Annotated in this window: 18 protein-coding genes; 3 read left to right on the top strand and 15 right to left on the bottom strand. The window is 71.0% G+C overall.

Annotation, left to right across the window (positions count from 1 at the left end):
* Positions 1 to 155: 155 nt before the first annotated feature.
* The 8 genes from MUY14_RS40740 to MUY14_RS40705 all read right to left on the bottom strand — a co-directional run bounded on the left by MUY14_RS40740 (position 156) and on the right by MUY14_RS40705 (position 11,852).
* Positions 156 to 2,933: a BTAD domain-containing putative transcriptional regulator gene (locus MUY14_RS40740; protein WP_247017737.1), complete on the bottom strand. Its 2,778-nt coding sequence runs from the start codon at positions 2,931 to 2,933 to the stop codon at positions 156 to 158.
* 431 nt (positions 2,934 to 3,364) lie between these two features.
* The gene (thpD, locus tag MUY14_RS40735; protein ID WP_247017735.1) at positions 3,365 to 4,267 is read right to left on the bottom strand and encodes an ectoine hydroxylase; all 903 of its coding nucleotides are present in this window, start codon (positions 4,265 to 4,267) and stop codon (positions 3,365 to 3,367) included.
* 31 nt (positions 4,268 to 4,298) lie between these two features.
* Complete coding sequence (locus MUY14_RS40730; protein WP_003071625.1) at positions 4,299 to 4,691, bottom strand: ectoine synthase; 393 nt, start codon at positions 4,689 to 4,691, stop codon at positions 4,299 to 4,301.
* 13 nt (positions 4,692 to 4,704) lie between these two features.
* Positions 4,705 to 5,958, bottom strand: coding sequence for a diaminobutyrate--2-oxoglutarate transaminase (gene ectB / locus MUY14_RS40725; RefSeq protein WP_247017733.1), 1,254 nt, complete (start codon positions 5,956 to 5,958; stop codon positions 4,705 to 4,707).
* A gap of 15 nt (positions 5,959 to 5,973) precedes the next feature.
* Positions 5,974 to 6,483 (bottom strand): diaminobutyrate acetyltransferase, encoded by a 510-nt coding sequence (ectA, locus tag MUY14_RS40720; protein WP_247017731.1) that lies wholly within the window; start codon positions 6,481 to 6,483, stop codon positions 5,974 to 5,976.
* Between the two features lie 217 nt (positions 6,484 to 6,700).
* Positions 6,701 to 9,730, bottom strand: coding sequence for a patatin-like protein (locus tag MUY14_RS40715; protein WP_247017729.1), 3,030 nt, complete (start codon positions 9,728 to 9,730; stop codon positions 6,701 to 6,703).
* Positions 9,731 to 9,821: 91 nt separating this feature from the next.
* Positions 9,822 to 11,057 (bottom strand): DUF445 domain-containing protein, encoded by a 1,236-nt coding sequence (locus MUY14_RS40710; protein ID WP_247017727.1) that lies wholly within the window; start codon positions 11,055 to 11,057, stop codon positions 9,822 to 9,824.
* A 3-nt stretch (positions 11,058 to 11,060) separates the two neighbouring features.
* Positions 11,061 to 11,852 (bottom strand): Abi-alpha family protein, encoded by a 792-nt coding sequence (locus tag MUY14_RS40705; RefSeq protein ID WP_247017725.1) that lies wholly within the window; start codon positions 11,850 to 11,852, stop codon positions 11,061 to 11,063.
* A 72-nt stretch (positions 11,853 to 11,924) separates the two neighbouring features.
* Between MUY14_RS40705 and MUY14_RS40700 the strand changes: the two genes are divergently transcribed.
* A complete protein-coding gene (locus tag MUY14_RS40700) occupies positions 11,925 to 12,746 on the top strand; it encodes a maleylpyruvate isomerase family mycothiol-dependent enzyme (RefSeq protein ID WP_247017723.1) in 822 nt (273 codons plus the stop codon).
* Positions 12,747 to 12,805: 59 nt separating this feature from the next.
* Here MUY14_RS40700 and MUY14_RS40695 read toward each other — a convergent pair whose 3' ends face one another.
* Genes MUY14_RS40695 through MUY14_RS40680 form a run of 4 tightly spaced genes read right to left on the bottom strand, consistent with a single transcriptional unit; the run spans position 12,806 to position 16,025 of the window.
* Positions 12,806 to 13,231, bottom strand: coding sequence for a lipopolysaccharide assembly LapA domain-containing protein (locus tag MUY14_RS40695; protein ID WP_247017721.1), 426 nt, complete (start codon positions 13,229 to 13,231; stop codon positions 12,806 to 12,808).
* A gap of 46 nt (positions 13,232 to 13,277) precedes the next feature.
* On the bottom strand, positions 13,278 to 14,417 hold the full coding sequence (locus tag MUY14_RS40690) for a dipeptidase (RefSeq protein ID WP_247017719.1): 1,140 nt from the start codon (positions 14,415 to 14,417) through the stop codon (positions 13,278 to 13,280).
* A 43-nt stretch (positions 14,418 to 14,460) separates the two neighbouring features.
* Positions 14,461 to 15,063, bottom strand: coding sequence for an alpha/beta hydrolase (locus MUY14_RS40685; protein WP_247017717.1), 603 nt, complete (start codon positions 15,061 to 15,063; stop codon positions 14,461 to 14,463).
* Positions 15,063 to 16,025 carry a ring-cleaving dioxygenase gene (locus MUY14_RS40680; RefSeq protein WP_247017715.1) on the bottom strand — a complete coding sequence of 321 codons (963 nt, stop codon included), beginning with the start codon at positions 16,023 to 16,025 and terminating at the stop codon, positions 15,063 to 15,065. Before MUY14_RS40680 ends, MUY14_RS40685 begins: the two co-directional genes overlap by 1 nt.
* A 76-nt stretch (positions 16,026 to 16,101) precedes the next feature.
* Here MUY14_RS40680 and MUY14_RS40675 point away from each other — a divergent pair, with 76 nt between their 5' ends.
* Both MUY14_RS40675 and MUY14_RS40670 read left to right on the top strand, forming a co-directional pair.
* The gene (locus MUY14_RS40675) at positions 16,102 to 16,551 is read left to right on the top strand and encodes a MarR family winged helix-turn-helix transcriptional regulator (RefSeq protein ID WP_247017713.1); all 450 of its coding nucleotides are present in this window, start codon (positions 16,102 to 16,104) and stop codon (positions 16,549 to 16,551) included.
* 46 nt (positions 16,552 to 16,597) lie between these two features.
* Entirely contained in the window at positions 16,598 to 16,978 is a 381-nt protein-coding gene (locus MUY14_RS40670; RefSeq protein WP_247017711.1) for a VOC family protein, read from the top strand.
* Here MUY14_RS40670 and MUY14_RS40665 read toward each other — a convergent pair.
* From MUY14_RS40665 to boxB, 3 genes are read right to left on the bottom strand one after another with little or no spacing between them, the layout of a single operon-like run.
* Positions 16,970 to 17,824, bottom strand: coding sequence for an amidohydrolase family protein (locus tag MUY14_RS40665; protein WP_247017709.1), 855 nt, complete (start codon positions 17,822 to 17,824; stop codon positions 16,970 to 16,972). The two genes, MUY14_RS40670 and MUY14_RS40665, sit on opposite strands and share 9 nt — an antisense overlap.
* Entirely contained in the window at positions 17,821 to 19,365 is a 1,545-nt protein-coding gene (locus MUY14_RS40660; RefSeq protein WP_247017707.1) for a benzoate-CoA ligase family protein, read from the bottom strand. Before MUY14_RS40660 ends, MUY14_RS40665 begins: the two co-directional genes overlap by 4 nt.
* 8 nt (positions 19,366 to 19,373) lie before the next feature.
* The gene (boxB, locus tag MUY14_RS40655; protein ID WP_247017706.1) at positions 19,374 to 20,795 is read right to left on the bottom strand and encodes a benzoyl-CoA 2,3-epoxidase subunit BoxB; all 1,422 of its coding nucleotides are present in this window, start codon (positions 20,793 to 20,795) and stop codon (positions 19,374 to 19,376) included.
* Between the last annotated feature and the right edge of the window lie 2 nt (positions 20,796 to 20,797).

Here is a 20,797-nt window from a genome sequence, read left to right as displayed (position 1 = left end):
TCATCGCCATGAATGCGCCGAGCCGACACCGAGTTGTCGCAGTTCGAAAGCGCGGGCGAATCTTCACTGCAGTTCGGCGAGTTCGGTGCGCACCTCGCCGTCGAGCTTCGGGTGCACCCGCTCGACAGTGCCGTTGTTTGCCGATCCGGCCACAGTCACGGCCGAATCGGGCCATAGCACCGGTCGCCTGCCGCTCGTGGGGCGGCCTGCTTCTGGCCGAATCGGCAAAGGCGCACCGACAGCGCGAGTTGTTCGCGCGCGCCGTCGAGGTCGCCACCGGCGCGCAGCACGCGGCCCAGCGTCAGCCGCAGCGAACCCTCGCGCGCGACGAACTCGCGGCTGATCGCGAGGTCGATCGCCTCCCAGACGTACCGCTCGGCCGCCTCGAGGTCGCCCACCCGCAGGCTGAGGTCGGCCAGCTTGTCGAGCGAGACGACGACCCGGTCGTCGTCGCCGAGTTCGCGGTCGATGCGCAGCCCGGCGAGCTGGTGGGCGATGGCCTCGGCGAGCAGGCCCGCCCGCTTCTCCGCCTGCGCGCAGCTGCTGAGCGCCTGCCCGCGCAGCGTGACGTCGCCGGCCTCCGCGACGGCCTTGCCGAGCCGCTCGATGGCCCGCTCGTGCTCGCCGAGCCGGCTGAGCGCGCGGCCGAGGTGCAGGTCGGCCGACGTCGTCAGCCACTCGTCGGCGAGGCCGGTGGCCAGCTCCGCCGCCCGCTCGGCGTCCGCTAGGCCGAACCCCGGCAGCTCGAAGACCAACGCGATTTCGGACCGCGCGAGCCGCAGCCAGCACTGCCCGGCGACGTCGCCCGCGGCTTCGGCGGCGGCGACGCCGAGGTCGGCCATCCGCGTCCACTCGTCCAGCAGCGGGCAGGCGACGCGGTAGCTGTGCCCGAGCCGCGCCAGCCGCCAGACGTCGTCGTGGCGGCCCGCGGCGGCCGCGGCGTCGAGGACCGCGAGGAGGTTCGGCCACTCCGCCGCGAACCAGTCGTGCGCCTCGGCGAAGCCGGTCAGCGGGGGCATCGCGTCGTCGGCGAGCACCCCGGTGAAGTCGAGCGGGTCCGCGACCGGCCCCAGCCGGCGCCGCGCCCGGTCGGCGGCGGCCTGGTAGTAGCGGACCGTCCAGCCGAGCGCTTCTTCGCGCTCCTTCTCGCCCAGCTCCTGCTCCACGAGCTCCCGCAGGTAGAGCCAGACGAGGTCGTGCGGGACGAAGACGTCCCGCGCGGTCTCGGCGATGAGGTTGTGCGCGGCCAGCGCGCGCAGCCGCCGCCGGGCTTCGGGCACCGGGATCTGCGCGACCGCGGCCATCACGTGCGGCCCGACCAGCACCCCGGGCACCGTTCCCAGCTGCAGTAACGTCTCGGCGATCTCGCCGGGCAGGCCGCGGAAGGAGACGTCGAACGCGGCGCGCACGCCGTCGTCGGCGCCCTCGACCTGCAGGGCCGCCAGCCGCGTCCGCTCGTTGCCGAGCTCGTCGACCAGCTCCTCGGCGGTCCGCTGCGCGCTCGCCGAAAGCCGCGCGCCCGCGATCCGCAGCGCGAGCGGCAGGTAGCCGCAGAGCCGCGCGAGGGCGTGGTTGAGACTCGCCGGCCCGGCGAGCTCCTCGATCAGCTGCACGGCGTCCTCGGGCGCGAGCGTGCCGAGCACGCGCTGCCGGGCCGCGTTCGACACGGCGAGCCCGTCGAGGCGCGAACGGCTGGTCACCACCGTCATCGTCCGCGCGCTCGGCGGCAGCAGCGGGCGCACCTGCTCGGCGGTGCGGGCGTCGTCGAGCAGCACCAGCATCCGCCGCCCGGCGATCAGCGACCGGTACAGCGCGACGCGTTCGTGGAGCAGCTCGGGGATCTTCGCGGTTTCGACGCCGAGGCCGAGCAGGAACTGGGTGAGCAGCTCGGCGGGCTCCAGCGGCGGGTGGTGCGGGTCGAAGCCGCGCAGCGACGCGAACAGGACCCCGTCCGGGAACTTCCGCGCGGCGCGGTGCGCCCACCACACGACGAGCGTGCTCTTGCCGACGCCGGCGGTGCCGGTGACCACGGCGATCGTGGTCTCGCCCGCCTCGGCGCGGGAGACCAGGCCGTCGAGCCAGGCCAGCTCTTCCCCGCGCCCGGCCAGGCTCGGAACGGCGGCGGGCAGCTGCGAAATCGGCTTCGCGGCGTCCGCACTTTCACGTGAAAGTGCCCACCTGGAGTCCGCACTTTCACGTGAAAGTGCGGGGAGGTCGTCGTTGAGCACCCGCGTGTGCAGCCAGCGCAGCTCGGTGCCGGGCTCGACGCCCATGGTGCCGAGGGTGGCGCGCGAGACGGTCCGGTACAGCTCGAGCGCGTCCCCGCGGCGGCCGGCGTGGTAGAGCGCCCGCATCAGCTGCCCCGCCGTCCGCTCGGCCAGCGGGTGGGCCCGCACGATGGGGCTGAGCTCGACGATCAGCTCGGCGTGGCGGCCGAGTTCGAGGTCGGCGTCGACGCGGGCGCCGTGCACGGCGCGGCGGAGGTCCTCCAGCTCGGGGGCCCGCAGCGAGTCGGGCACGCCGCCGAGCGCGGGCCCCTGCCACAGCGCGAGCGCCTCGGCCAGCAGCCCGGCCGCGACCTCGGGGGTGGCCACCGAAGCCCGGTCCAGCAGCGCGTGCGCGCGGTGCACGTCGATCCGGTCGGGGTCGACGTCGAGCCGGTAGCCCGGCGGGGTGGTGAGGATGCTGGGGCCGTCGAGCTCCCGCAGGATCCGCCGCAGGTGCGAGACGTTGCCGTGGATGATCGTGCGCACCGTCGCGGGCGGGTCGTGGCCCCAGAGCGCGTCGATGATGTCGTCGAGCCCGACGACCTTCCCGGGCTTGAGGGCCAGCAGCGCGAGCAGGCCGCGGACACCGGGGCCGCCGATCGGGACGGGCTGGTCGCCGTGGAGGAGCTGCACGGGCCCGAGCAGCCGGAACCGGATCGGGGCCATGCTCGCGCCCACCTCCCCGGGTTCCGCCTTGCCGCGGAAATCAACCTACCGTGGTGGCAGGTCGTCGAGCAGGTCCGGTACCAGGAGTTTTGGCGGTTCTGCGGATTCCGCAGCGCGGGTGTCCACGTCCTGCGACATCCCCCGGACGTGGAACGACCCCGTACCAACGGTCCCGATCCGTTGGTACGGGGTCGTGTGAAACCTCCGGCCGGGCCGCCAGGGGGCGCGGTCCGCCCGTCGTCTTCGCCGGCGATCGGGCGGGTGTGCTCACCCCGAGCGAAGCACCCGCCGCCGTTCGCCGTCGAAGACGTCTGTTGCGCGGACCACACGCCCGCGCGGTGGCGACACGGTAACAAAGCGCACCGGGCCGGTCACCGGCGGGCCCCACGCTTTTCGGGGGATCCGGGTGGCGAAGCCCCGGTACGACACTGCTACCGCGAGATCGGCGTCGAGTCGCGGCCGGCGATGAAGGCCGGCCTCGGGGCGCTCGCCGCGAACGGCTCCTGCAACGCGTTCTCCACGCTGTTGAACACCAGGAAGATGTTCGAGCGCGGGTACGGGGTGATGTTGTTCCCGGAGCCGTGCATGATGTTCGAGTCGAACCACAGGGCCGAGCCCGCCTGGCCGGTGAACTGGTCGATGCCATGCTCGGCCGCCATCCGGGTGATGTCGTCCTCGTTCGGCACGCCCACCCGCTGGTCCTTGAGCGAGGCCTTGTAGTTCGCCTCCGGCGTCTCGCCGGCGCACTGGACGAACGTCCGGTGCGAGCCCGGCATGATCATCAGGCCGCCGTTGAACGGGTAGTTGTCGGTCAGCGCGATGGAGCAGCTGACCGCGCGCGGGGACGGCATGCCGTCCTCCGCGTGCCAGGTTTCGAAGTCCGAGTGCCAGTAGAAGCCCGTGCCCTTGAACCCCGGCATGTAGTTGACGCGGCTCTGGTGGATGTACACCTCGGAGCCGAGCAGCTGCCGGGCCCGGTCCAGCACGCGCGGGTCGCGCACCAGTTCGGCGATCAGGGCGGAGATCTCGTGGACGTCGAAGATCGACCGGACTTCACCGGTCTTCGCTTCGGTGATCACGCGCTCGTCCCTGGCGAGCTCCGCGTCGGAAGACAGCCGGACCAGCTCCTGCCAGTACGCCTGGACCTCCCCGACGGAGAGCATGTCCTCGACCACGGTGTAGCCGTTGGTCTCGTGGTTCGCCAGCGTGGCGGCGTCGATCGGGCCGTCGGCTTCGGTACCCCACACCGTGGGGTGCGCGCGCGGCAGGTGCGCCGGAGTACCGGTGATCCGGGTCGGGTAGGTGTCGTCGACCCGGGTGTCCATCAGCGTCACGGGCTTCGCCTCCAGTTTCCTCTCCGGTGTTTTACGCGTCCTCGGTGATCAGCGGGTACACACCGTTTTCGTCGTGCACCTCGCGGCCGGTCACCGGGGGGTTGAACACGCAGACGCACTTGATCTCGGTCTTCGGCCGGACCTGGTGCTTGTCGTGGTCGTTGAGCAGGTACAGCGTTCCCGGCTTGAGCTCGTACACCTTGCCGGTGGCCAGGTCTTCGATCTCGCCTTCACCGGAGGTGATGAACACCGCCTCGATGTGGTTGGCGTACCAGAAGTCGTTCACCGTTCCCGCGTACAGCGTGGTCTCGTGCACCGAGAAGCCGACACCCTCCTTGGCGAGGATGATCCGCTTGCTGCGCCAGTTCTCGGTCTTGATGTCGGCGTCGGTGTCGGTGATTTCGTCGAGCGTGCGAACGAGCACGGGCGTGGCTCCTCTACTTCTTGAGAACGGCCTTGATGGACTCGTCGATGATCGACAGGCCCTGGGTCAGTTCGTCGTCGGTCAGGGTCAGCGGCGGCAGGAGCTTCATGACTTCGCCGTCGGGACCGGAGGTTTCCATCAGCAGGCCGCGCGCAAACGCTTCCGCGCAGACGCGGCCGGCGAGGTCTCCGTTCTCGAACCCCAGGCCGCGCGCGAGGCCGCGGCCCTTGGCGACCAGGTTCGCGTCCGGGTACGCCTCGACGATGCCCGAGAACGCGGCGGCGATGCGCTCACCCTTCGCCTTGGTGGACTTCTCGAGCTCGTCGTCGCTCCAGTAGGCGTTGATCGCCTCGGTCGCGGTGACGAACGCGGGGCTGATGCCGCGGAAGGTGCCGTTGTGCTCGCCCGGCTCCCAGACGTCGAGCTCCGGCTTGATCAGCGTCAGCGCCATCGGGATGCCGTAGCCGCCGATGGACTTCGACAGGCAGACGATGTCCGGGGAGATCCCGGCGTCCTCGAAGCTGAAGAACGGCCCGGTGCGGCCGCAGCCCATCTGGACGTCGTCGAGGATCAGCAGGATGTTGTGGCGCTTGCAGAGGTCGTCGAGACCCTTCAGCCACTCCAGGCGCGCGGCGTTGATGCCGCCCTCGCCCTGCACGCCCTCGACGATCACCGCGGCCGGCTCGTTGAGCCCGCTGCCGGAGTCTTCGAGGAGCTTCTCGAAGTACAGGAAGTCCGGCATCGCGCCGTCGAAGTAGGCGTCGTAGGGCATCGGGGTGGCGTGCACCAGCGGGATGCCCGCGGCACCGCGCTTCATCGAGTTGCCGGTGACCGACAACGCGCCCAGCGTCATGCCGTGGAAGGCGTTGGTGAAGTTGATGACCGATTCCTTGCCGGTCACCTTGCGCGCCAGCTTCAGCGCGGCCTCGACGGCGTTCGCGCCACCCGGGCCCGGGAACACGACCTTGTAGTTCATGTTCCGCGGGTCGAGGATCTTGTCGCGGAAGGTCTGCAGGAAGTCCCGCTTGGCCACGGTGAACATGTCCAGCGCGTGGGTGACGCCGTCGCGCTGGATGTAGTCGATCAGCGCCTGCTTGAGCCGCGGGTTGTTGTGCCCGTAGTTCAGCGCGCCGGCCCCGGCGAAGAAGTCCAGGTAGGCCTTGCCGTTCTCGTCGTAGAGGTGGCTGCCCTGCGCGCGGTCGAACACGACCGGCCAGCCGCGGCTGTAGCTGCGTACTTCGGATTCGAGCTCTTCGAAGATGCTCATGACGTTTCTTTTCTCCTACTCGCCCGGATCTTTGCGTGGCGTGAGCGGACCGATGCGGTAAAGCTCTTCGGCCAGGTGCCCGGCTTCGGGGAAATCCTCCCCGGCGAACAGCACACTGGTTTCCACCGCGGCGTTCCACCGCTTCGCGAACGACGCGAAGAGCCGGATGGACGCCTCGTTGTCCGGGGTGATGGTGGTCTCGAGGTAACGCACGCCGTCCGCGACGAGACTCGTGTAGAGCGCGTCGAGCAGGGCCCCGGCCAGGCCCTTTCCGCGCTGGGACGCGTCGACCGCGACCTGCCAGACGAGCGCGGCCTCGGGCTCGTCCGGCCTGCGGTAGGCGATGACGAATCCGACCGCCTCGCCGTCTTCACGCGCGACCACCGAGGACTCGGCGAAATCGCGGCACCACAGCATGTATGCGTACGGCGAGTTGAGATCGAGCTTGGCGGAATCGCGCGCGATTCGCCACAGCTTCGCGCCGTCCGCCTTGGTCGGGGATTCGATCAAGTGCGTTACGGACATACTCAGGAAACGTAACAGAGAATTTTCGCCTCGCCAGCGACGCAGCTCACGACCCCCGTATGACCTGCGACGACGCGGGGTACCCGGTGAGGAGTCCCACAAACATGTTTGAAGTGGACGGTCCCGGGGCACACGCGCGCCTGGGCCGCCGGTGCGTGCCGGCGACCTAGTCGCACCATGAACCCAAAGCCGGGTGATCGCAAGGCGACGGGCCGGATCAGGTGTCCGCGCGACCGCGAACGGTCAGGCGGCGGCGCCGGTCGCCCCCGCTGTGCCGCCCGCTCGACGCGGCCACCGGCAGCTGCCGCGCCGCCCGCCGGTGCGGCAGCCGTCGCACGATCCCGCTCAGCGGCATCACCACCGCGGGCAGGACCAGCAGACCCGACACCACCAGCCACCACACCGCGCCCTCCCCGCGCCGCCAGCCCGCGACGACGCTGCCGAGCCAGCCGAAGAACGGCTGGGCCAGCGGGGGCAGGAACGCGGCCAGCAGCAGCGCCGCCACCACCAGCACCCCGAGCAGGGCGAACAGCTTCCGCGCGAGGTGGCCCATCGTGAGCAGCGCCGTCGCCAGGTAGACGACCGCGCCGGCCAGCACCGGGAGGCCGATCCACTGCAGCACCGCGCCGCCGTCGTTGCCGAGCACCAGGCCGGCCAGCAGCGCGAGGACGCCGGCGGCGAGCGAGCCCGCGGTGCCGAGCCGGGACGCGCCCTGCGAGACCTTCGCCGTGCTCCTGGCCACCGTGCGCAGGATGCCCGCGACCGTGCGCGGCCAGCCACCGGGCAGGCGGAACGCGACCGTCCCCGCGTTCACCGTCGCCGCGCCGAGCGCGACCAGCGTGCGGGTGAGCCGCGCGGTGCCCTGTTCGCCGGCGAGCCGCTCCGCCGAGACGCGGCAGGCCTGGAACTGCGCCTGCGCGCCGCCGACGTCGAGCGGGGCCCGCTCCTTCGCCAGTGCGTCGCCGATGTCCCGGCGGTCGTCGGCGTCGCAGCGCGAGGTGAGCGTGACGACCGGCAGCTCCTCCGCCGCGATCTCGGCCTGCCGCGGCCGGGCCAGCACCATCGCCGTGACCGGCAGGCTGACCGGCCGTTCGGCGCCGAACTCGGCCGGCTTCAGGTCGGCGTCGAGGCCGAGGAACGCCAGCTCGGCGGTCAGCTGGTCGCGCAGCTGCGCCGCTTCGGCCGGCGTGCAGCGGTCCTGCTCGCCGGGCGGGCGCCAGTCCGGGCCGAACGCGGCGACGAGCTCGTCGCGGAACCGCTCCCGCCCGAGGACGTCCCGCAGCGTCTCGAGGCGGCCCGGGTCGAGCAGGCTTTGGACGAGCCAGCCGGCACCGTCGACGCGGCCCCACATCCAGTCGCTGGCCCGCCACGACGCCTTGTAGAACGCGCCGAAGCAGCTCGCCTGCATCCCGGTCAGCTTGTCCCCGGACCGGCTGCGCGTCATGTCCAGTAACGTCCGAGAATCGGCGCTGACCTGCACCAGGTCGACCCGCTGGTCGACCGACGGCGCCTGCGCGAGCAGCCCGCGCGTGGCCACGTGCAGTGCCACCAGCCGGGCCTGGACCACGTCGTCGGCCACGTCGGGCCGCAGCTCGAGCCAGTCCAGCAGGGTGGTCACCGTGCCGGCGTCGTCCCCGGCGGCGGTCAGCTCCCGCAGCGTCGGCGCGGCCGCGCGCAAGCCCGCGACCACCTTCGGCCAGGCCTCGGCGACGGCGGCCGAGCGGCCCAGCCCGGCCCACTCCTCGGCCAGCTCGCGGATCCACACCTCGAGGGTGCTGCTCGCGCCGGGCCCGGTGTGCGCGGCCACCCACTGCCCGAGCCGCACCCCGCGCCCGGCGGTCGCGCGAGCGGCGTGCAGCTGGGCGCGAGCGTCGTTGAGCTCTTTCGCGCGCGCGGCGTCCGGCTGGAGCCGGAACCCGGCGTTGACCAGCTGCAACCCGGTCGCGACGGCGTCGTCGAGCGCGGTCGTCCGGTACCCGACCAGATCGGCGACCGCGAGGCGCTCGGCCGGCGGCCCGGCCGGAACGCCGCTGCTCAGCCCGGCGACGGCGATCGCGCGCAGCTGCCGCGACATCCCGGACGCCCAGTCGCGGTCGGGGGTGTCCGCTTCGGACAGCGCGTACCGCCGCGCGGCGACCCGGACCAGCTCGGCGGCGTCTTCGGCGGTCCGCCGCTCGAGGTAGGCGGTGGCGATCCGCGCGTCGACCAGGCAGCCGGGCCCGCCGCGCAACCCCAGCGCGGCCAGCGAAACCCGGGTGTCCCTGGCGCGCAGCACGGCGTCGTTGTGCCGGGTCAGGTCGTCCAGCTCGGCGCTGATCGACTGGCTCATCACGGTGTTGACGACCTTGGCCAGCGCGTTCGACAGCAGCGGCGGGTTCGCCGGGTCGCACGCGACGGCGTCGGCGTCCCGTTCGCCGGTCGGCACGACGTAGAGCAGCAGCCGCCGGACGTCCGTCTGCGACGGGCGTTCGAAGATCTCGCGCAGCGCCGGCCGCAACGGCTTGTTCAGCAGCACCCCGCCGTCGGTCAGCCAGTGCGAGCGGGTCAGCTCGGTGTAGGGCGTCATGTCGGGGTGCAGCCGGTCGGTGCCCGCGGTGCCGATCGGCAGCCGCGAGAGTTCGAACGCGCCGGGGAAGGACGCGGTGGAGCGCGCCGCCAGCGCGAGCGGCGCCTCCACCCCGTTCGTCCACAGTGGACCGCAGAACCGGAAGAGCATCCGGTGTTCGGTGTCCCGTACCAGGTTCCCGAGCGCGTCGTCGAACCGGGTGGTCTCCCCGTCGATCATCGTGCCGGTGAGCAGCACGGTGACGTCCGGCTCCTCGGCGGGCGGCACGCCGTTCGCGGTGATCTCGCGCAGCACCGCTTCGAGGTCACCGAGCAGCACGCGGTCCCCGTCGAGCACCGACCGCGGCGCCGGCTCGCGCGCGTCCCGGATCAGGTTCTCCAGCGAGGCGGTGGTGATCCAGGTGTCGCGCAGAACCCCGGGCGTGGAACGGAAAGCTTCCGCGAGGCCCAGGCAGGCGGCGTTGACCCCGCCGGCGCTGGTCCCGGTCAGGACGTCGAGTGAAACGGTCGCGCGCAGGACGTCGAGCAGCTTGCGGTACCGCCCGGGTTCGGCGTCCCTGCGCGATTCCCGGAGCAGCTGCGAGGTCTCGGTGGCGACCCCGCCCATCCAGATCGCGAGGCTGGAGCCCCCGACCATGGTCACCGCCAGCCGGATCTCCTGCGGCCAAGGTTCGGCAGTCATGGGCTCCCCCGCCCGGTCGTGGTCCTGACGCAGAGTAGAGGCTCGAGGTGAGCACCGGGATACGTCCGGGTGTACGGCCGTTCGGGTGGAATCAGGCGGCCAGGTGCTCCAGCACCAGCACCTGCGCCTCACCGACCGCGAAGCCCAGCACGGCACCCGTCGCGATCAGGATCCACTCGTCCTGCTCGAAAGCCGGGCGCAGGAGGCGCTCGAACTCCTTCGGGGACAGCTGCTTCATCTTCGACACCAGCACGTTGCGGATGTCCATCGCGTCCGTCGCGTAGTCCTCGATGTAGCGCATCGTCTCCGGCAGCCGGGACATGATCTGCGAAGCGATCGCCAGCTTCACGTCCTGGTACTTGCGGCTCCCCACCGCGAACACCAGCAGCGGCTTCGCGACGCTCCCGAGTTCGCGGTCGAGCTGGCGCTGGATCAGGGCCAGCACCCGGTCCGACAGCGGGCCGTGCAGGATGGCCTCGATGACGTTGTGCGGGGTGATGATCTCCTTCGCGATCAGCGACCCGTACGCCTCCGCGACTTCCGCCCGCCGCTTCAGGAACAGGCCCTGCCACTGGACTCCGAAATACCGGCGCGGCTCGATCGGGTAGAAGATCATCCGCAGGGCGAGCCAGTCCGTGAACCAGCCGGTGAACAAGCCGAAGATCGGCATGATCGGCGGGAACTTGAACAGCACCCACGCCACCATCTGGATCACGCCGATCGCGCCGCCGAAGACCAGGCCCGAGCGCGCGATGAACTTGAACTCCTTCGCGCCCGCCTCCTGGAAGATGCGGTTGAGCAGGCGCTTGTCCTTGACCAGGCTGGTGACCACCATGCCCTTGAGGTCGAACACACTGTCCACATCGGACTTGATCAGGTCGAGCACCGCCGCGACCATCCGCGGTGACTCGTGCTGGACGCGCTCGATCACCAGGCGCTGCACGCGCACCGGCAGGGACTCCCACAGGCCCGGCTGGTAGTGCCCCGCCACCTCGCGGACGATGTCCTCGACGCCCGCGAGCAGCGGTTTCTCGATCTCCTGGGCGATGCGGGACGCGTCCAGCCGCGCGACGACCTCGGCCGGTTTGATCAGCTGCTCGGTCATCGTGTCGCAGGCGATGCTCGCCATCCGCGCGGCGCGCTTGGGCACGATGCCCTGCCAGCCGAGGAACGGCTTGACGCCGATGAACTCCACCGGCTGGAACATCATCCGGATCGCGACGAGCTTGGTGCCGTAGCCGATCAGCGCGGCGACGACCGGGATCGAGACGTAGAGGGGCCAGTGCTGCGCGAAGTCGGCGACGATGCCGCTGAGGAAGGCCCCCATGCGCTACCCGAGACTCGGGTCGCAGGCTTGCCAGAACTGCGCGCCGAGGCGCGAGATGTGGATCGTCCGCCGGACGAACTTCGCGCGCTTGACGTGCTTCTCGGCGTCGCGCACGGTCTCGTCGGTCAGCAGGATCTCGTACTGCGTCTCCAGCGACGGCACCTCTTCGTCGAGGTCGACCAGGCCCAGCCCGATCAGCCGCGTCACGTAGCCGGGGACCTGGTCGGGCAGCGACACCCCGGCCGCCTTGCCGACCGTCGACGCGTTGCGCAGCGCGACCCGGCCGGTGCCGCCGATGCCGGTGCGCTCGACGACGTCGACCGCGGGGAACGGCGAGCCGTCCGACAACGCGGAAAGGATGCGGGCCTCGTCCGGGGTCAGCTGGCGCAGGATGATCGCGTAGAAGTACTCGCGGGCGCGCTCGCGGCCGAAGCCGATGGAGTGGTTGAGCAGCTCGGCCATCGCGGCGCGCAGCGGCTCGGCGGCGTTGTCGCGCGCGGGCACGATCGTCACGGTGGCCTCGACCGTCCCGGGCACCGAGGGGCGGTTCATCGCCGACGCCGCCGTCAGCGCCGCGTGGTACGGGTCGTCGACCTCGTCGAGCCGGCGGCGCAGCTCGGTCAGCAGCTGCCGCTCCACCTGCCGGACCCCGCGTTCGGCGGTCTCGACGCCGGGGAGCTTGCGGCCGAGCGCGAACCCGGTGCGCGCGGCCCAGCCGGCCAGCTGACCGGCGCGACGGGCCAGGTCGGCCACCTCGTCGCCGGTGCCCCGGCCGTTCGGTCGCTCTGCGTTCACGAAGCCACTCCCCTCTGCGTACGGGCTGATGCTACCTGTGGGTAGGCCGAATGGAGGTGTTTGGATGCCCACATGAGTCCGACGCGCTGGGGCCCGCCGATCGACGTCCTCCCGTACTTCTCGAAGGAAGAGCAGGCGCTGATGACGCTGCTCGGCGCGCTGACCGAGGAAGACTGGGAGCGCCCGACCCCGTGCGCGGGCTGGACGGTCAAGGACATCGCCGCCCACCTGCTGGGAGACAAGGTCGGCCGGCTGTCCCGGAGCCGCGACGGGCACACCGCGGAAAGCCCCCGCGCGGGTGAGTCCTTCCCCCGCTTCGTCGACCGGATCAACGAGGAGTGGGTCGTCGCCTGCCGCCGGCTCTCGACGGACGTCCTGCTCACGATGATGTACGAGTTCATGGGCCAGACCACCGAGTACTGGGCGAAGCTCGACCTCGAAGTCCTCGGTGAGCCGGTGAGCTGGGCGGGTGCCGAGCCGGCGCCGCGCTGGCTGGACGCGGCCCGCGACTACTCGGAGTTCTGGGTCCACCACGTGCAGATCCGCGAGGCGCTGGAACACACGCCGCTGGAGGCCGAGTACGCCGAGCCGATCGCCGACACGTTCGTCCGCGCGCTGCCGCACACGCTGCGGGACGTCGAGGCCCGCGTCGGCAAGCAGGTCGGTTACACGGTCACCGGCGCCGGCAAGTGGCACGCCCGCCGCGAGCGCGACGGCTGGGTCCTCGACCGCGGCGCACCGCCGTCCCGCACCCCGCTGGCCACCGTGACGACGGACCTGGACACGTTCTGGCGGCTCTGCACCCGCACCCCCGCCGACACCGGCCGCGTCCGCACAACCGGCGACGAAAACGTTTGCGCCCAGATACTGACGATGACATCCATCATCACCTGACGCGCACTTTCACGTGAAAGTGCGCACCTGGGGGCCGCACTTTCACGTGAAAGTGCGCGTCAGCGGCGGCGGGCCTGCTTTCGCAGCTGCATGATCCGGGCGCCGCCGATCAGCGCGACCAGCGCCGCGCCGCCGATGGCCGAAAACAGCATCGCGATGGCCAGCGGCAGGCTGCCCTCGGCGCCGAAGAAGTGCACGGTCACCGAGTCCAGGTTCTGCAGGATGAAGATCAGCAGCACGATCAGCACGGCCAGGCCGGCGATCACCGCGACCCAGGTGCCGCTGACCCGGGTGCGCTTGATCTTCGGGCTCGCGGGCCTCGACGGCGCCGGGCGCACCGGCGCGACCTCCTCGGCGCCGGGCCGGACGTCGCCGGCGCGCAGTTCGGCGGGCTCGAGGGCCCCTTCGGGCACCTCGCTCCCGGGCAGGTCGTGGTGGGTGGGACCGGTGGGGCGGTCGGCCGCGCCCCCGCGCGCGTGCGTCATGTGCTCAGTGTCCGTCCGGCACGCGGGAAGCGCCGCCTCAAACCCCCTAACGGGCGAAGCCGTCCACCTCGCGCAGGACGCGGAGGGTGTTCTTGCCGGCCAGTTTCACGCAGTCTTCTTCACTCCACCCCCGCTCGAGCAGCGCGGCGAACAACACCGGGTACTTGGACGTGTCCTCCAGCCCCTCCGGCAGCGAGCCGACGCCGTCGTAGTCGCCGCCGAGGCCGATGTGGTCGACGCCGGCCACCTCGCGGGCGTGCTCGACGTGCGCGACGACGTCGTCGACGGTGGCCTTCGGCTTGGCCGGGCCGTCCCACTCCTTCACGAACTCGCCGCGCTGGGTCAGGTTCCGGTACTCCCGGCCCGCGGCTTCCATCGCGGCCTTCAGCTCCTGGTCCCACGCGGCGACCTTCGGCGAGATGAACGCCGGCACGAAGGTGACCATCGCGACGCCGCCGTTGCCGGGCAGCTTCGCCAGGACGTCGTCGGGGATGTTGCGCGGGTGGTCGTTGACCGCGGTGCACGAGGAGTGGCTGAAGATCACCGGGACCGAGCTGACCTCCATCGCCGCCCGCATCGTCGACGGCGCGACGTGGGAGAGGTCGACCATCATCCCGATCTTGTTCATCTCGCGCACGACGTCGCGGCCGAACTCGGTGAGGCCGCCGTGGGCCGGTTCGTCGGTGCCCGAGTCGGCCCAGGTGGTGTTGAAGTTGTGCGTCAGCGTCATGTAGCGGACGCCAAGCCGGCGCAGGATGCGCAGCACGCCGAGCGACTCGGCGATGCTGTGCCCGCCCTCGGCGCCGAGCAGCGACGCGATCCGGCCGTCGGCGAACGCGGCTTCGGCTTCGTCCGCGGTGTCGACCAGCCGGAGCCGGTCGGGGTAGCGCTCGGCGAGCTGGTGCACGACCTCGATCTGCTCGAGGACGGCGGTCACGGCACTGTGGCCTTCGAACTCGCACGGCACGTAGACCGACCAGAACTGCATCCCGAGCTTCCCGTCGGCGAGCTTCGGGAAGTCGGTGTGCAGGGCCGGCTGCCGGACGGTCAGGTCGAGCGACGCGGCCGCCTCGACCGGGTTCGGCCCGCCGTGCTCACGCAGCTCCCACGGCAGGTCGTTGTGCCCGTCGGCGAGGATGGCCGCGTCCAGCAGTTTGCCGGCACGCTGTAGTGCCTCGTTAGTCATCGCCCGATCGTAGGGCGGACCGGTACACACTCCGTACAAAGCGCTAGCGCTCGAGCCACCCGGCCGCCGCGCGGACACCGTCCACAGTGATCTGGTGGCCGCCGGCGTGGCGCTGGGTGACGACGTCGGCACCGCGCTCGCGCAGCAGCCGGATCAGCTCCTCGGTCGACGCCAGCGGCGCCATCGGGTCGCGTTCGCCGTTGGCCAGGAAGACGCGCGAGCCGCTGAGGTCGAGGTCCGGCGGTTCCGGGACCGGCGACATCGACGCGAACAACGCGGCCTCCCGCACGACTTCCGGCCGCAGCAGGACGACCGCCGCCGCGATGTTGGCCCCGTTCGAAAAGCCGACCGCGACCACGCGCCGGTCGCCGAAGCCGTACTCCGCCCCGGCTTCGAGCACGAAGTCGGCGAGTTCATTCGCGCGCTTGACGACGTCTTCGTGGTCGAACACGCCCTCGGCCAGCCGCCGGAACCAGCGCGCGGCGCCGTGCTCCGACACCGTGCCGGCCGGGGCCAGCACGGCGGAGCGCGGGCTGAGCTCGCGCGCCAGGCCGAGCAGGTCGTCCGGGTCGCCGCCGGTGCCGTGCAGCAGGAGCAGCACCGGCGCGTCCGGGGCGCCTTCGACGTACTTGTGCCGCAGCGTCATCACAGCTCCGGGTTGTTTTCGGCGGGGAGGTTCAGCTTGGGCAGCATGTGCTGGATCTCTTCGCGGCGCGGCTCCAGCCACGGCGGCAGCTTGAGCGCGCGGCCGAGCTCCAGCAACGGCTCGTCGATCGCGAAGCCCGGCTCGTCGGTGGCGACCTCCAGCAGCGTCCCGCCCGGTTCGCGGAAGTAGATCGAGCGGAAGTACTGGCGGTCCAAAATGGACGTCACGTGCACGCCCTGTTCCACCAGCTCTTCGCGCCAGGTCTTCTGGGTTTCTTCGTCGGGGGCGCGCCAGGCCACGTGGTGGACGGTGCCCGCGGCGACCAGCCCGCGCGGCGCGTCCGGCGTCACGAGGACGTCGACCAGCGCGCCCGGCCCGCCTTCACCGGCGGCGAAGCGCAGGCGATTGCTTTCCTGATTGGCGAAGCTGAGCCCGAGGCCGTCGGTGAGCATGCCCGCGGTGGCGTCCTCCTGGTTCACCGAGAGCGTCACCGAGTGCAGGCCGCGGACGGCGTGCTCGGCGGGGACGAGCTCGGTGTCCCACGGGTCGCGCGGATCGCCCTGCGGGTGCGCGACCAGGGCGAGCTTCAGGCCGTCGGGGTCGCGGAAGGTCAGCGTCTCCTCGCCGTCGGCGTTGCGAACCTCGCCGGTCTCGACGTTCTGGGCGCCCAGGTGCTGCTTCCACCAGCCGATCGAGGCTTCGGGCACGGAGAACGACGTGGTCGTCGCCTGGCCGGTGCCGTGGCGGCCGCTCGGCGCGTCGGGCCACGGGAAGAACGTCATCAGCGAGCCGGGCTTGCCCGAGCTGTCGCCGTAGTAGAGGTGGTAGGTGCCCGGGTCGTCGAAGTTGACCGTCGTCTTGACCAGCCGCAGGCCCAGGGTGCGCAGGTAGAAGTCCGCGTTGCGCTGCGGGTCGCCGCCGATGGCCGTCACGTGGTGCAGGCCGGACGTCTTGATCGACATGGTTGCCTCCTCGGCTCAAGGTATCCCGATAACCTCTCGCGCGCAAGATATATTCCGGCGAGGTAAGGTGGCGACCGTGGAAGCGACCGACGACGACGAGATCGTCACCTGGTGGGGCCTGGTCATCGAGGGCTACCTCGCCACGCAGGACAAGCTCATGGGCGAGATCGCCGACCGGTTCGGGCTCGCGCCGGCGTCGTTCGACATCCTGCTGCGGCTGGTCCGCTCGCCCGAGCACCGGATGCCGATGACGAAGCTGGCGACCGAAGCCGCGCTGTCCAGCGGCGGGTTCACGAAGGTGGCCGACCGCCTGGTGGCGGCGGACCTGATCTGCCGGATCCCGAGCCCGGACGACCGCCGCGTCACCTTCGCGTCCCTGACCGAGCACGGCCTCGAAGTGGCGGGCAAGGCCCGCGAGGCCGCGGCCGACATCCTGCGGCGCATCGTGCTGACCCCGCTCGGTGACGACGCCCCGGCACTCGCGGAAGCGATGCGGACACTGCGCGCGTTCAACACCGATCGTTGAAAAAGTCGAGGTCACGGCGGTGCGCGCGACGGCGCACCATGGACGGATGCTGACCGAATCGACGATCACGACGATGCTCCCGGTGACCGACAGCGAACGCGCCGGCCACTTCTACGCGGACTCCCTGGGCTTGAAGCAGCTGGGGAAGGGCGAAGACGGAACGCTGTACTTCGAGGCGGGCGCGGGCTCGATCGGCCTCCGCGCCATGCCGGCGGGTGCGCAGAGCGAGAACACGGCGCTGAGCTTCGAAGTCGCCGACCTCGAAGGCGAGATCGAGACCCTGGAGAGCCGCGGCGTGCGCTTCCAGGACTTCGAGCTGGAGGGCCTGAAGACCGTGGCCCACATCGCGGAGCTGGGCACCGAGCGGGCCGCGTGGTTCAACGACTCCGAGGGCAACGTGCTGTGCCTGCACCAGGTTCTAGGCTAGGCCCGGCATCAGCTTGACCGCGTTGCCCGACAGGACCCCGGTCAGCACGTCCTCCGGAAGACCGAGCCCGATCAGCGTGCGCACGTTCTTCGCCACCGACGGCACGCCGGGCCAGTCCGTCCCGAAGACGAACTTCCCGGCCAGCCGCGTGAAGTCGAAGCGCTGGTAGTACTCCGTCAGCTTCTTCGGCGGTAGCCCGGCGAGGTCGAGCCAGACGTTGTCGCGGGCCAGCGCCAGGAACGCGGCCACGTCGTACCACCACCCGCGGCCGCCGTGGGCGAAGACGAACTGCAGCGAAGGGAAGTCCTCGACCACATCGGACAGCAGCTCCGGGTTCCCGAAACTGGCGCGGGAACCCGGGAAGCTCGACGTCCCGGAGTGGAAGATCACCGGCACCCCGCGCTCGGCGCACCGCTGGTAAACCGGGTACAGCTCCTTATCCGCCGGCGAAAACGCGCCGTGCACCGGGTGGATCTTCAGCGCCACCGCGCCCAGGTCCAGCTGCCGCTCGACCTCGGCCACCGCGGGGTGGTGCAGGTACGGGTTGACGTTGGCCACCAGCCGGAACCGGGCCGGGTTGTGCTCGACCAGCGGCAGGTTGTCCTCGATGGGCTGAATCCCGGTCGCGCGTGGGCTGTACTCGCAGAACAGCAGCACCCGGTCGACGCCTTCGGAGTCCATCAATTCGTCCATCGCCGCCGGGATCACCGTCCCTTCGGCGTCGTACACCGACCGCCACGGGTACGAGCCCGCGAAGTCGTGCGCCCACTGCAGCCAGGCGGGTTTCAGCGTCGGCAGCCGCGGCGTGTGGACGTGCGCGTCCACCACGAAGTACCCGTCGATCACGGACTGGGCACCACCCGCAGGACGTCGCGGACCTGCTCGCGGATCACGTTGCGGCGGATCTTTCCGGTCGCCGTCTTCGGCAGTTCGGCCAGCTCGACCACCCCGCGCGGCCGCTTGAACGCCGCGAGCCCCTCGCGGCAGAAGTCGATCAGTTCCGCCTGGTCCACCGCGAAGCCGGGCGCGGCCACCACGCACGCGACCGGCTTGTCGAGGCCGTCGGCGTCCGGCGCGGCGACGACGGCGACCTCCGCCACCGCCGGGTGCTGCCGCAGCCGTTCCTCCACTTCGGACGGTGACACCCAGATCCCGCCCGCCTTCAGCATGTCCCCGAACCGGCCGAGGCAGGTGTACGTGCCGTCCTCGTTGCGGACGTAGCTGTCGCCGGTCCGCAGCCATTCGCCCTGGAAGACGAGCTTCGTCGCGTCGTAGCGGGCCCAGTACCCGGTCGCCGTCGACGGCCCGGCGACGAACAGTTCGCCCGGCTGCCCGTGCCCGTCGACCACCGCGCCCGCTTCGTCGCGGATCTGCACGGAGTACCCGGGTACGGCGACGCCGGTGCTGCCCGGCCGCACCGAGCCAGGCCGGTTCGACAGGAAGATGTGCAGAGCCTCGGTCGACCCGATGCCGTCGAGGATCTCCAGCCCGAAGCGCGCGCGGAAGCGTTCGAACAGCGACGCGGGCAGCGGTTCCCCGGCCGAAACCGCGTGCCGCACCGAAGCGAACGAGTCGTCCGGGACGTCGCCGGCGAGCAGGGCCGCGTAGAACGTCGGCACGGCGAAGAAGAGCGACGGCTGCTCCTCGCGAGCGCGCCGGGCGAACAACGCGGGCGTCGGCCGGGAAGGCTCGAGCAACACCGTGCCGCCCGCGCCGAGCGGGAAGAAGCAGGAATTCCCCAGCCCGTAGGCGAAGAAGAGCTTCGGCACGGACAGGAACCGGTCCGCCGGCGTGGTCGCCAGCACCGAACGCGCGTAGGTCTCGCAGACCGCGCGGATGCTCGCGTGCCGGTGCATCGCGCCCTTCGGCTGCCCCGTCGTCCCCGACGTGTACAGCCACAACGCGGGCGAGTCTTCCCACGTCCGTCCACTTCGGAACGTCCCGCCCAGCGACGACCACTCGTGCGTCCGGACGCCGAACCCGTCGGCGTCGGACCGGTCGAGCAGCACGTCGGTGACCTCGGGGGCGAAGCCGAGCGCGGTGGCGGCCTGCTCGGCGAACTCGCCGGACACGCCCAGCACGCGCGCCCGCGAGTCGGCCAGCACCTTGCCCAGCTCGAGCCCGGTGACCATCGTCGACACCGGCACGGCGACCGCGCCGGCCAGCATCGCGCCGAGGATGCCGGTCAGCAGCTCGACGTCGTCGACCATGCAGAACATGACCCGCTCTTCGGGCCGCACGCCGAGCCCGACGAGCCCGGCGGCGACCCGGCGGGACTCCGCCGCCAGCTCGGCGTAGGTCAGCGAACGGCGGGGTGACACCACCGCGGTCGCGTCCGGGTGCCCGGCGTGGAGCAGGTACTCCGCGGCGTTGAACGCTGTCGCCACCAGGCCTCCTACGTGAGGTGGACGTATTCGTAGTCGAAGGGCTTCCCGTTGATGCCCTGCCGCGGCGGCGCGACCCAGCTCGCGATCTTCCCCCGCTCGTACACCGGGTGCATCAGCGAGCGGACGAACGTCAGGTCCTCGGTGGTGGGCAGCCACTTCCGTTTGCCGGCTTCCCAGGTCGCCTCGTCGACGATGGTGCCGCCGGGAGTGACGTGGTGGCCGGAGTTTATGCCGACTTCGCGGTTGAAGCCAGGGTGCGGCAGGCGGAACGCGAAGTCGATCCCGGCGTCCGCGAGGATCTTGTTCCAGCGCTTGACGCCGGTCTGGCAGTCGGCGACGTACTCGCTGCGCAGGTCGAGGTTGAGCAGCAGGATCGCCTGCAGCTCCTCCGACGTCCAGGTGCCGTCGCCTGCGGGTTTCTCCAGCCTGCGGGCGTCGTCGGTGAGCTTGTGGTCGTCCTTGCGGCGGGTCTCCTGCCAGCGGCCCTTGAGCCCGGCGGTGTAGTAGTTCGCCGCGTTCGTCGAGGTCTCGCTGCCGAAGAGGTCGAGCGAAACGGTGTAGTGGAAGTTGATGTACTTCTGGATCAGGTCCAGCGGGATGCCGCCGTGCGGGCCGATGTCGAGCGTGTCGTGCTCGCGGATCAGCTCGGCGCTGCGGGTCACCACGCGGTCGACGCCGGTGGTGCCGACCATCATGTGGTGCGCCTCTTCCTTCAGCATGAACTCGCAGGTGCGCGAGAGCGGGTCGAAGGAGGACTCCTTGAGCGTGCCGAGCTGGTACTTCCCGTCGCGGTCGGTGAAGTAGGTGAACATGTAGAACGCCAGCCAGTCGGCGGTTTCCTCGTTGAACGCGCCGAGGATGCGGGGCGCGTCCGGGCTGCCGGAGTTGCGCAGCAGCAGCCCTTCGGCCTCGTCACGGCCTTCGCGGCCGAAGTAGGCGTGCAGCAGGTAGACCATCGCCCACAGGTGCCTGCCCTCTTCGACGTTGACCTGGAAGAGGTTGCGCAGGTCGTAGAGGCTCGGCGCGGTGAGCCCGAGGAGCTTCTGCTGCTCGACCGACGCCGGTTCGGTGTCGCCCTGGATGACGATCAGCCGCTGCAGGTCGGCGCGGTACTCGCCGGGCACCTGCTGCCAGACCGGCTCGCCCTGGTGCTCCCCGAACGCGATCCGCCGGTCCGGGTCGCGCTCGGCGAGGAAGATGCCCCAGCGGTAGTCGGGCACGTTGACGTGGTCGAAGTGCGCCCAGCCCTCGCGGCCGACGCTGACGGCGGTGCGCAGGTAGACGCCCTGGGTCTCCAGCGTCGGGCCCATCTCGCCCCACCAGTGCATGAACTTCGGCTGCCAGCCCTCCAGCGCGCGCTGCAGGCGCCGGTCCTCGGAGAGGTTGACGTTGTTGGGGATCTTGGCGTCGTAGTCGATCTTCTCGGGCATCT

This window comes from Amycolatopsis sp. FBCC-B4732 (assembly GCF_023008405.1).
GTDB lineage: Bacteria > Actinomycetota > Actinomycetes > Mycobacteriales > Pseudonocardiaceae > Amycolatopsis > Amycolatopsis pretoriensis_A.
Note: the sequence above shows the minus strand (reverse complement) of the source record. Positions and strands in the feature narration are given on the sequence as shown.